Here is a 12,667-nt window from a genome sequence, read left to right on the forward strand (position 1 = left end):
AGCAACTTTGTGAACGAAAGGAGGGATCCGCCATCCGCTTCGAGACGTTGTCCGCCCTGTGGTTCGCGCTCGCGCTGCCGCTGATCGCGTTGATGTATTTGCTGAAACGGAAATACGTCGATACGCCGGTATCGAGCCATATGCTGTGGAATAAAGCGCTGCGCGAGCTGGAGGCGAACCGCCCGTGGCAAAAGCTGCGCGCCCGGCTGCTCATGCTAATCCAGCTGCTCGCGGCCGCGCTGCTCGTTCTGGCGCTGGCGGGTCCCGCCGTCATGTCGGAGCGCGGAGGGGCGCGCCATCTCGTCCTCGTCGTGGACCGTTCGGCGAGCATGTCCGCCCGCGACGCGGCGGACGTTGACGGCGCGCCGCTCCGCCGGCTGGACGCGGCCAAGCGCAGCGCGCTCGCCGCGCTCGACGACGCGCCGCGGGACGCCGTCGTGACGCTGCTCGCCGTCGGGGAGCGGCCGGAGACGCTCGCGGAGAAGTCCGCGAACCGGAACGCGGTGCGCGAGGCGATCGAGCGGCTCGAGCCGACGTACGGCGCCGCGGCCTACCGCGAGACGCTGTCGCTCGCGGCCGCGCTGACGCGGGACGACGGCCCCGACGCGGCGATTCGATGGTTTACGGACGGACAGGTGCCGGAAGTGGTTTCTGACCTGGTCTTCGCGTCGCCCGTCGCGGTAGTCGAGCCGGAGACGGCGAACGGCGCGGGGAACGCGGCGGTGTCGCACTTCGGCGTCAAACGTAACGCGGCGGACGGCGCCGTCTCGGCCGCCGCTTCGATTCGCTATTGGGGCGAATCGCCGGCCGCTGTTCGCGCCGCGGTGTTCGCCGACGGACGGCTCGCCGCGGAGAAGCGGATCGAGGCGCGTCCGGGCGGCGCAGCGCCCGTCTACTTCGAAGGGCTGCCGCCGGCCGAGTGGTACAAATTGACCGTAGATGCCGGCGATGCGTTCGCGGCGGACGACGCGTCCTACGCGTTCCTCGCGGAGCAGCGCCCGAAGCGCGTGCTCGTCGTCGGCGACGGCAATATGTTCTTGGAGAAGGCGCTCCGGCTCGCCGGCGCGGAGGTGACGCTGGTCGCTCCGGATGCGGCGGACGCGTGGGCGGCGTCGTACCGGAACGAAAACGCGATGGACGCGATCGTCATCGACGTCGAACCGGAGGCTTGGACGCCGTCGGAAGCGTGGCGGGAGATGGCTGAAACGACGCCGGCGCTGTTCATCCGTTTCGGCTACGAGGGCCGGGAACGCGCGGCGCCAGCCGGTCCGTATACGGTCGAGACGCATCCCGCAACCCGGTATTTGTCGTTCGCGGATACGCATGTGGCCGCCGTATACGAGCCGGTGGGCGCGCCCCCGGGCAAACCGATCGTCGCTTCCCGGGAGGGCGTCCCGCTGCTGATCGCCGGGGAGGAAGCGGGAGTGCCGCGGCTGACCGTGACGTTCGCGCTGGAGGGGTCGGATTGGCCGCTTCGCACCGAGTTTCCGGTGTTCGTGCTCGGCGCGCTCGATTGGTTGACCGCGTCGCATAGCGGGAGTCTCGGAAGAGCCGTCGCCGGCGAACGGCTGTCGATCGCGTTCGCGCAGCTCGCGGCGGATGCCCGCTGGGAGCGGGGGGACCCGGCCGGGGAACCGATCCGGGCGGAGCTCGCGGACGGGAAGCCGGCCGAAGGGCAAACCGCCCCGGCCGAGCCAGGGCTGTACCGCCTCGTCGAGACCGACGAATCGGGTCGAGTGCTCGCGGCGCGTTGGCTCGATGTCGTGAGCGATCCGCGCGAATCGGCGCCCTCCGGCTTCGACGGCGCGTTCGCGCGCGGCGAGTCCGCGGAAGCGGGCGGCGCCGAGAGCGAGGAACCGCGGACGGCGGTGCCGATGTGGCGCTGGGCCGCGCTGCTGGCGCTCGCCGCCGTCGTCTGGGAATGGGGGGTGTACCGGCGTGGGACTACGACTTGAGACGCCGCTCTATTTGCTGCTGCTGCTTCCGGCTGCCTTATATTTGTATTGGGTATGGAAGTCGACCGCTCGCATGGACGGGCGCCGCCGGAAGGCCGTCCTCGCGGTGCGCGGGGCGGTCGTCCTGCTGCTCGTTCTCGCGCTCGCCGGACTGCAGACGGTCGCGGCGATCGAGCGGCAGGCGGTCGTGTTCGTCGCCGACCGCTCGGACAGCGTCGCGCGGGACGACGCGCTCGCGGCTTGGATTCAGGCCGCGTCGACCGCGAAGGAAGCCGACGACGCGGCAGGCGTCGTCTCCGCGGGGGCGAACGCGTCCGTCGAGCGGCAAGCGAGCGAAGCGGCGATAGAGCGGTTCGCGTTCGGCGGCGAGATCGACGGGCGATATACGCGATTGGACGAGGCGCTTCGACTGGCGGGCGCGCTGCTGCCCGAAGACGCGTCCCCCCGCATCGTGCTCCTCTCCGACGGGAAGGAGAACGTCGGCGACGCGGCCGCGCAGGCGCGGCTGCTTCGCGATCGAGGCGTCCCGGTGGACGTCGTGCCGCTCGCTTCCGCGCAGCGGAGCGACGCCGCCGTCGAGGCGCTGCGCCTTCCCGAACGGCTGTACAAGGGCGAGCGGTACGCGGTCGAAGCGGATATCGAGAGCACGTTCGCGGGCGAAGCGGTGCTTCGTATTTACGAGGACAACCGCGAAATCGCGAGCCGATCGATCGAGCTGACGCCCGGCGCGAACCGGTTCGTCCTGCAGGGCATCGCGTTCGAAGAAGGGCTGCATCGGTATCGGGCGGAGCTGTACGCCGAGCTCGACCAAGTGTCCGCCAACAACGCGGCGTACGGCTTCAGCCGGGTCGAAGGCCCTCCGAGAGCGCTGCTCGTCGAAGGGAGCGAGGGAGAGGCGGCGAACGTCGCGAACGCGCTCGACGCAAGCCTTATCCCCTACGAGCTCGTTGCGCCGGAGTTGCTGCCGCTCGAGTTGATCGATTACGCCGCGTACGATTCGATCGTGCTCGTAGGCGTGCCGGCGACTCGCCTGTCCGAACGGAGGATGCAATTGATCGAGCAGGCGGTTCGCGATTACGGGGTCGGCCTCGTCATGATCGGCGGCGAACAAAGCTATGGGCTAGGCGGCTATTTCCAGACCCCGATCGAACGCGCGCTCCCGGTATACATGGATTTGCGGGGCAAACGGGAGATGCCGTCGCTTGCGCTTATGCTCGTCATCGACAAATCCGGCAGCATGTCGGACGGCAAGCTCGAGCTGGCGCAGGAAGCGGCGGCGCGCACCGCGGAGCTGCTGCGCGAGCGCGACACGATCGGGGTGCTCGCGTTCGACTCCGCCCCGTGGTGGGTCGTCGAGCCGCAGCCGCTGACGGAGAAGGACGACGTCATCGAACGGATCGGTTCGATCGCGGCGGACGGCGGCACGGACATTTACCCCGCGGTGGCGGAAGCGTTCGCGAAGGCGAAGGACATCGACGCGCAGCGCAAACATATCATTTTGCTTACGGACGGCCAGTCGGCGTCGAACCAGAGCTACGAGGCGCTGGCGGAGCAAATGGTCGAGGCCGGCGTCACGCTCTCGACGGTGGCGATCGGCAACGACGCGGACCAGCGGCTGCTCGAGCGGCTCGCAGGGCTGGCGCAAGGTCGGTATTATTTTACGAACGATCAATCGACCGTTCCGGCCATCTTCAGCCGCGAGGCGGTGCTGATCTCGCGAACGTATGTCGTCGACCGCCCGTTCGTCCCCGCCGCCGCGCAGGCGCCGGATTGGCAGCCGCTGTTCGCGGGCGGCCTTCCCGAGGTGCGGGCGTACGTCGCGACGACGCCGAAGGAGACGGCGGAAGTGGCGCTCGCAAGCCCCGAGCCGGACCCGCTGCTCGCGCGTTGGCAATTCGGCGCGGGCAAGGCCGTCGCATGGACGAGCGACGCCGCCGGGAAATGGGCGCCCGATTGGGTGAGCTGGGATCGGTTCCCCGAGACGTTCGCCGGCATCGTCAAGTGGACGTTCCCGGCGTTCGGCGCGGCCCCGATGGAGGTCGAAACGAAAATTTCCGGGAACGAAGCGGACATTCGCGTCCGCGTCGGCGACGCCGATCGCGCGGAGTTTGGAAATTTAGTCGCGACGGTGACGGACGAAGCGATGAACGTACGCCAGGTGGAGCTGGAGCCGACGGCCCCGGGCGAGTACGCCGGTCGAGCGGAGCTGCTGCAGCCGGGCGCGTACTTGGCGCGGATCGAGCGATCCGGCGGCGGGACGGAGGAGGGACCGACGTCCGCGGCGGCGGTCGCCGGCTTCGTCGTCCCGTATTCGCCGGAATACCGCATCGGCGGCCGAGACGGCACCGAGGCGCTCGTACAAATCGCAGAGCTGACCGGCGGGCGGGTGCTCGATTTCGAGCGGCCGGAGGACGCGTTCGCGGCTCCGACAGAGCCGAAGCTTCGCGTCGCCGGTCTACATCGCGAGCTGCTTGCCGCAGCGCTCCTCCTGTGGGTCGCGGATATCGCGCTCCGGCGGCTGCAGCTCACGCGGACCGCGCTGCGCCGCTTCATGCCGCGGCGGAGCGCGCGCGGCGAAGCGGTCCCGCCGACGGAACAGCCCGGGGCCGCGACGGCGGCGGAGCGGCTGCGGCGCAAATTGTCGGCGGAGCGCGCCGCCCGCCCAGAGCAGCCTTCGCGGGCCGCGCATCCGTCGGCGCCCGCATCGCCGAAGGCGCAAGCGCCCGCGCACCCTGCTCCCGCGCCGCCGCCCGCACCCCCCGCGCCAGCCGCCGATCCGTCGAGTCCGGAAGCCGGGACAGATCGGATGAGCCGGCTGCTCGAGGCGAAGCGGCGCCGCGGGAGATTATAAGACAAGACCGAATCCCGGCGACCTCGCCGGGTATTTTATTTTTTATAAAAATTAAAGCGCTTTAATTCAAATTGTCGAACGTTGACGATTCTGATAAGCTTGGAAAACCTCGCTAGCCGGCGTTCGACGAGAGTGTTCGTCAGCGGAATCGACAGAAATCGGGAAAAGCAAAAAACGTCAAATGGATTCGTTGGTTTCAGGGCAAACTTGTCGAAAGACAAGGACGCAAAGCTATGGGGCTGCAGCGCGTCAACGCGACACGTAACGCCAAGCCGCCGCGATGGAGGAACGCGATCCGACGGCGGCCGAAATGAGGAGCAGCCGTATTTGATGTGGAGGTGAGAGGCGTGTCCCCAAACGAAGAGCTGTTGCAGAACGTTTTTCGGGGTATCGCCGACCCGATTGCCGTCGTTGCCGTCGAAGACGGCGGGGATTGCCGCTTGGTCGCTTGCAATCCGGCTTCGACCGAGGTCGGATTTTTCAAAGAAGAAGATATCGGCCGGCGGATCGCCGACATGTTCCCGCCGGAACTTGCCGACGAGCTTATTCACTCGTATCGCGAGTCGGTTCGAAGCCGCAAGCCGATGACGTATCAGCGGGAAGTTTCGACGCCGAAAGGGAGCATGCAATACGAAATTACTTATCATCCTTTGGTGAAGGATGACGGATCCGCGATGATCATTATTACCGTCAAAGATATCACCGAACGGGTTAAGCAGGAAAACGTCATTGAGAGCCATCGCCGCTTCATGGAATCGTTCATGGACAACATGAGCGACGCGGTGTTGATCACGGATCCCGAATCGAACATTCTTCACGTGAACGAAGGCTTCGTCCGCATGTTCGGCTGGTCGAAGGAGGAGCTGATTGAGCGCAATGTCTTTCGCATCCCGTTCGTTCCGGAACCCGAGCGTTCCGATTCCGCCGAATTGCTCGCCAAGGCTTGTTCGGGCCGGCCGACCGCCAATTTCGTCACCAAGAGACTTCGCCGCGACGGAACGGAGGTCGATGTATCGCTGTCGCTGTTCGCCGTGCCGGATGCGGAAGGGCGGCTGATCGCGTTCGGGGGCATATACCGGGACATCGCCGAGCAAATGGAGCGGGAGCGGCAGCTTGCGATCGACGAGCAGCGGTATAAGTCATTGTACGACCGCAACCCCGACGCCGTCTTCGAAATCGACCCGGAAGGCAAATTCGTCGGCGTCAACCCGCAAGGGGGCAACATCGCCGGGATGGATCCGAAGGAGCTCGTCGGCATCGAATTCGCTCGCCTCGTGCATCCCGAAGATTTGCCGGTCGCGGTCGAGCAGTTTCATAGGGTCATGAACGGGGATGTCGGCGATTTTCAAATCCGCGTGCTTCGCATCTCGGACCAATCCGTCGCGTTTATGAAAATAACGACGATGCCGATCTACGTGAACGGGGAAATCGTCGGCATGTATGGCATCGCGAAAGATATTACGGACAAGGTGCGCGCGGAGAAGGAGCTCGAAGTGAGCGAGCAGCGGTACCGATCGTTGTTCGAAAGGAACCCGGACGCCGTCTTTTCCTTCGATCCGGAAGGCAAAATCTTGACGTATAACAAACGCACAACGGAAATCTCCGGTTATACGAAGGAAGAACTGCTCGGACGTTCCATCCTGCCGTTTTGCCATCCGGACGACGTGAACTTGGTGCTGTCCATGCTGGAGCGCGTCTACCGAGGGGAAAGCGTCAATTACGAGGTCCGCATTTGGCATAAGCTGCGGAACGATTATTTCATTATGAACGTAACGAACTTGCCGGTCGTCGTCGACGGCGGCATCGTGGGCGTATTCGCGATCGCGAAAGACGTCACGCCGCTGCGGCAGGCGGAGCGGGAGCTGCAGGAGAGCGAGCAGCGATATAAATCGTTGTTCGACCATAACCCGGACGGCGTATATTCGCTCGATTTGGAAGGACATTTTCTCAGCTTTAACGAAACGATCCAAGAAATGCTGGGTTATTCGGAAGCGGAGATTGCGGGCCGTTCGTTCGCGCCGTTCGTGCATCCAGACGATTTAGCGCATGTTTGGGAACATTTCCAGGCTGCCGCCAGAGGAGAGTACCGCCAGTACGAGCTGCGGTGCATCCCCAAGCACAAAACGACCTATATGACCTTATCCGTAAAAAATTTGCCGATTTACATTAACGGCGAAATTCGAGGCGTGTTCGGCATCGCCAAAGATATTACGGAATTTAAGCAAACGCAGCAGGAGTTGATCGACAGCGAAGCGCGTCACAGGAAGCTGGTCGAGCTGTCTCCGGACCCGATCATCGTGCATCGCGACGGCAAGCTGCTGTTTTGGAACCGGGCGGCGATCGAGGTGTTCGGCGCGGGGGCCGGCGGCAAGCACGACGACGTGACGATTGCGCATTTTGTCGCTCCCGAAGATCTGGAGCGCGCCAGGGGATTCGAACGGCAGATTCATGAGGCCGGAGACTCCAAAGAACCGCAGGAATTCGTGCTTAGGCGTCTGGACGGCTCCACGTTCCATGCGGAGCTGATCGGCACACGCTTGGACTATAACGGCGAGCCTGCGACGCTCTTGATCGTGCGGGATATCACCAAACGGAAAAAGAGCGAACAGCTGATCGAATATATGGCGTACCACGACGCGTTGACGGGACTTCCGAACCGGGTGCGGTTCCGCCAATTGGTCGAAGAGAGGTTGAAGGAGCCGAACGGAGCGATGTTTTTCATCGATTTGGACCGGTTCAAATGGATCAACGATACGCTCGGCCATCGCATCGGCGATCATTTGTTGAACGAGGTGAGCCGGCGATTGAAGGTTTGCGCCTGCGGCATCGTCTCGAGGCAGGGCGGCGACGAATTTACGGCCTATTTGCCGGGCTCGGATCGCGCGCAGGCGGAGGCGAAGGCGCTGGAGTTGATCCGGAAGCTGTCGGAGCCGTATTTGATCGAAGGGCACGAGCTGTTCGTTACGCCGAGCGTCGGCATCAGCTTGTTTCCGGGGGACAGCGCTGACGTCGAATCGCTTATTCAGCATGCGGACGCGGCTTTGTACGAAGCCAAGGAAAGCGGGGGGAACGCTTACTCGTTCTTCAGCGAGGAAACCGATCGCGCCAATAGTATCAAAATGAACCTTAGCAAAGAACTGCGCAAAGCGATTGCGCTGGACGAGCTGTATCTCGTCTATCAGCCGAAATACGATCTGCAGGAGGGGCGCATCGTCGGCGCCGAGGCGCTCGTTCGGTGGAACCATCCGGAGCGGGGCATCGTGCCGCCGGACCAGTTCATTCCTTTCGCGGAAGAGACGGGGCTCATTTTACCGATCGGCGAATGGGTGCTTCGCACCGCCTGCCGCCAGACGAAACAGTGGCACGACGAGGGGCACCGCTTCAACATTTCGGTAAACTTGTCCGTCAAACAATTTTTACAAAACAATTTCGTCGAACAGATCAAAAAAACGTTGGACGAAACCGGGCTGCCGCCGTCATGCTTGAACCTCGAAATCACGGAAAGCGTTCCGATGCTCGATTTGGAGTCCTCCATCGTGAAGCTGAAGCGCGTCAAGGAGCTGGGCGTCACGATTTCGTTGGACGATTTCGGCACGGGGTATTCGTCCTTGAATTATTTGCGCCTGCTGCCGTTCGATTTCCTGAAGATCGACAAGTCGTTCATTCAAAACATGCACCAAGACGCATTCCATGCTTCGATCGTCCAATCGGTCATTACGATCGTTCATCACCTGGGAAGAAGGGTCGTGGCCGAGGGGGTCGAGACGAAGGTGCATCTTCACATGCTCGAGCAATCGGATTGCGACGAGGCGCAGGGATATTATTTGAGCCGGCCGATCGAGGCGAAAGCGTTCGAACGGCTGCTCGAGCAAGCGACGGTCCGGCGGGGAGGTTGACCTTCCGGCGAAGCGGCGCGGCAAAAGCCGGGTCGCGTTTGACTCCGAAAACGGATGAGTGCGGCGGCCGGGACCATGCGCGAACCGGGCCGCCGTTTTCGTATGCATCGCTCTCCGTCGTCGGCCGCGGATAACTCCGACCGAATTGAGCCAACCTTTCCTTGTACATACCGTACTGCTTTATTAGTAATATTGATAGTTCCTATAAAGTCCTTTTCATTGCATGCTGCCGCTACCTATGATAGGTTCAATAGAGGAAAAAATTAATGGAATCAAATTACTCGGAATTACAGACGAAAAGTGGCGAGGTGTGTTCGGTTGGTACTTCAAGTTACGAATAGTCCATTTACTCAGGAGCAGGTCGAGCTCCTGAATCGATTGCTGCCCACGCTGACGGAAGCGCAGCGGAATTGGCTCGGCGGATATTTGGCCGCGCTTCAAGGCGCGGGAGCTCCTGCCGCGGCTGGCGCTCCGGCGGCTGCGGCGCCGGCGGCGATCGCCCCGGCCGTTCCCAAAGAAGTGACGATCCTGTTCGGCTCGCAAACCGGCAACAGCCAAGGACTCGCCAAGAAGACGGCCGCGAAGCTGAAGGAACAAGGCTTCGAGGTGACGCTCTCGTCCATGGGCGACTTCAAGACGGGCGATTTGAAGAAAATTCAAAACCTGCTCATCGTCGTCAGCACGCAAGGCGAAGGCGATCCGCCGGACAACGCGATCCCGTTCTACGAGTTCCTGCACGGCAAGCGGGCTCCTAAGCTCGAAGGGCTGAACTTCTCCGTGCTCGCGCTCGGCGATACGTCGTACGAGTTTTTCTGCAAAGTCGGCAAAGACTTCGACCAGCGCCTGGAAGAGCTCGGCGGGAAGCGTCTCTCGCCTCGCGTCGACTGCGACGTCGATTTCGACGAACCGGCCGCGCAATGGATGGCGCAAGTGTCCGCCGCGCTGAACGAAGCGACGGCAGGCGGCGGCGCATCCGCCGCCGCGGCGGCTCCCGCGTTAGGCGCGGCGGCCGGGGAATCGGAATATTCCCGGACGAACCCGTTCCAAGCCGAAGTGCTCGAGAACCTCAATTTGAACGGCCGCGGCTCGGACCAAGAAACGCGCCACGTCGAGTTGTCGCTCGAAGGCTCCAACTTGACGTACGAACCCGGCGACAGCTTGGCCGTCTATCCGCAAAACCATCCTCGCCTCGTCGAGGAACTGATCGAAGCGTTCGGCTGGAACGCCGAAGAGGCGGTTCCGCTGCCGAAGGGCGGCGAAACGGCTCCGCTCCGCGAAGCGCTGACGCGTCACTATGAAATAACGGTGCTGACGAAACCGCTGCTCGAACAAGCGGCGAAGCTGACCGGGAACAGCGGTCTCGCGGAGCTGACGGCTGCGGGCCGCGAGCAGGACTTGCGCGCGTACGCGTATGGCCGCGATCTGCTCGATCTCGTTCAAGACTACGGCTTGAAAGGCGTGCCCGCGAAAGAATTCGTCTCGATTCTTCGCAAGCTTCCCGCGCGCCAATACTCGATTTCGAGCAGCCAGAAGGCGCATCCGGACGAAGTGCATTTGACGGTCCGTTCGGTTCGTTACGAGTCGCACGGCCGCAACCGATACGGCGTTTGCTCGACGTTCCTCGCGGACCGCGTCGAGCCGGGCGATACGCTGCCGGTATACGTGCACCACAACCCGAACTTCAAGCTGCCGGCCGACCCGGCGACGCCGATCATCATGATCGGGCCGGGCACGGGCGTCGCGCCGTTCCGGGCGTTCCTCGAGGAGCGCGAAGAAATCGGCGCCTCGGGCAAGTCGTGGCTGTTCTTCGGCGACCGCCGCTTCTCGACGGACTTCTTGTACCAAACCGAATGGCAGCGCTGGCTGAAAGCAGGCGTGCTGACGAATATGGACGTTGCGTTCTCCCGCGACCAAGAACAGAAAGTGTACGTCCAGCACCGGATGCTGGAGAAGAGCCGCGAGCTGTACAAATGGCTTCAAGAAGGCGCCGTCGTGTACGTCTGCGGCGACGAGAAGCGGATGGCGCACGACGTTCATGCCGCGCTCGCGACGATTTTGGAGCAGGAAGGCGGCTTCAGCTCGGACGAAGCGCTCGAATATTTGAAGCGGATGCAGCAGGACAAGCGCTATCAGCGCGACGTTTATTAATAGCGAAGTTTGAACGACCCGAGAGGAGAGAGACGCACCATGTCAGAAAATAACCTGCTCTCGCCGAACAGCGCGCCGCACAGCGACGTCGAAGATATTAAACGGCGAAGCAATTACTTGCGGGGCACGCTGGCGCAGACGCTGGAGGATCGCATTACCGGATCCATCCCCGAAGACGACAACCGTCTGATGAAGTTCCACGGCAGCTACATGCAGGACGACCGGGACTTGCGCAACGAACGGAAGAAGCAAAAGCTCGAGCCCGCGTACCAGTTCATGCTGCGCGTGCGCGCGGCGGGCGGCGTCGTGACGCCGGACCAATGGCTCATGATGGACCGCATCGCGCAAAAATACGCGAACGGCACGATCCGTCTGACGACGCGCCAATCGTTCCAGCTGCACGGCGTGCTGAAGTGGAACATGAAGGCGACGATCAAAGAAGTGAACGAGGCGCTGCTGAGCACGCTCGCCGCGTGCGGCGACGTCAACCGGAACGTCATGGCCAACCCGAACCCGTACCAATCCGAGGTTCATGAGGAAGTATACGAATGGGCGAAGCAGGTGAGCAATCACCTCGACCCGCGAACGAGAGCGTATCACGAAATTTGGCTCGACGAAGAAAAGGTGTTCGACAGCCGCGACGGCGAGGAGCAAGAGCCGATTTACGGCCCGGTTTACTTGCCGCGGAAGTTCAAGATCGGCATCGCCGTTCCTCCGTCCAACGACGTCGACGTGTTCTCGCAGGATCTCGGCTTTATCGCGATCGTCGAGAACGGCAAGCTGGTCGGCTTCAACGTCGCTGTCGGCGGCGGCATGGGCATGACGCACGGCGACACGAAGACGTACCCGCAGCTCGCGCGCGTCATCGGCTTCATCAAGCCGGAGCAAATCGTCGACGTGGCGGAGAAAATCGTTACGATTCAGCGCGACTACGGCGACCGTTCGGTGCGCAAGCACGCGCGCTTCAAGTATACGATCGACGATCGCGGCATCGAATGGCTGATCGGCGAGCTGCACGCGCGGCTCGGCTGGCAGCTCGAGGACGCGCGTCCGTACCATTTCGACCATAACGGCGACCGGTACGGCTGGGTGAAAGGCAGCGACGGCAAGTGGCATTTCACGTTGTTCATCCAAAACGGCCGCGTGAAGGACGAGGAAGGCTATCCGCTCATGACGGGGCTGCGCGAAATCGCGAAGGTGCACACCGGCGACTTCCGTCTGACAGCGAATCAGAACCTGATCATCGGCGGCGTCACAAGCCAGAAGAAGAAGAAAATCGAAGAGCTGATTAAGACGTACGGGCTAACCGACGGCGCTCAATACACGGCGCTGAAACGCAACTCGATGGCATGCGTCGCGCTGCCGACGTGCGGCCTCGCGATGGCGGAGGCGGAGCGCTACTTGCCTTCCTTGCTGGAGAAGCTCGAGCCGGCGCTCGCGGAGAACGGCCTTCGCGACGAGGACATCGTCATCCGCATGACGGGCTGCCCGAACGGCTGCGCGCGTCCGATGCTCGCGGAAATCGCGTTCATCGGCAAAGGTCCCGGCAAATACAATATGTACCTCGGCGGCGGCTTCGCGGGTCAGCGCCTCAACAAGCTGTACCGCGAAAACATCGGCGAAGACGAAATTTTGTCCGAGCTGCGTCCGATGCTGCAGCGGTACGCGAAGGAGCGCGAAGCGGGCGAACATTTCGGCGATTTCGTCATCCGCGCGGGCTACGTCAAAGAAACGCGTTCGGGATTGGATTTCCACGAGTAAGCTTCGCATTCCTGAGCCGACCGGTCGTTCCGGTCGGCTCTTCGCATGCGTGCGGA

The 12,667-nt window shown here is 62.7% G+C and carries 5 protein-coding genes and 1 riboswitch; all 5 genes read left to right on the forward strand.

Features of this window, described 5'->3' with window-relative positions:
- Positions 1–47: 47 nt before the first annotated feature.
- The 5 genes from VE009_RS18230 (at position 48) to cysI (ending at position 12,611) form a co-directional block, all read left to right on the forward strand.
- Positions 48–1,955, forward strand: coding sequence for a VWA domain-containing protein (locus tag VE009_RS18230; RefSeq protein ID WP_325010036.1), 1,908 nt, complete (start codon positions 48–50; stop codon positions 1,953–1,955).
- Positions 1,939–4,806, forward strand: a complete 2,868-nt coding sequence (locus VE009_RS18235) for a VWA domain-containing protein (RefSeq protein ID WP_325010038.1) — start codon at positions 1,939–1,941, stop codon at positions 4,804–4,806. Before VE009_RS18230 ends, VE009_RS18235 begins: the two co-directional genes overlap by 17 nt.
- Positions 4,807–4,996: 190 nt before the next feature.
- Positions 4,997–5,086, forward strand: a riboswitch (cyclic di-GMP riboswitch).
- A 67-nt stretch (positions 5,087–5,153) separates the two neighbouring features.
- Positions 5,154–8,702, forward strand: a complete 3,549-nt coding sequence (locus VE009_RS18240) for a PAS domain S-box protein (protein ID WP_325010040.1) — start codon at positions 5,154–5,156, stop codon at positions 8,700–8,702.
- Positions 8,703–9,020: 318 nt separating this feature from the next.
- Positions 9,021–10,850, forward strand: coding sequence for an assimilatory sulfite reductase (NADPH) flavoprotein subunit (locus tag VE009_RS18245; protein WP_325010042.1), 1,830 nt, complete (start codon positions 9,021–9,023; stop codon positions 10,848–10,850).
- Between the two features lie 39 nt (positions 10,851–10,889).
- Positions 10,890–12,611 carry an assimilatory sulfite reductase (NADPH) hemoprotein subunit gene (gene cysI, locus VE009_RS18250; protein ID WP_325010044.1) on the forward strand — a complete coding sequence of 574 codons (1,722 nt, stop codon included), beginning with the start codon at positions 10,890–10,892 and terminating at the stop codon, positions 12,609–12,611.
- Positions 12,612–12,667 lie beyond the last annotated feature (56 nt).

It is taken from the genome of Paenibacillus sp. (genome assembly GCF_035645195.1).
Lineage (GTDB): Bacteria > Bacillota > Bacilli > Paenibacillales > YIM-B00363 > Paenibacillus_AE.

Coding starts and splice junctions, on each gene's coding strand:
- cysI (WP_325010044.1), top strand. CDS start 10,890: ATGTCAGAAAATAACCTGCTCTCGCCGAACAGCGCGCCGCACAGCGAC.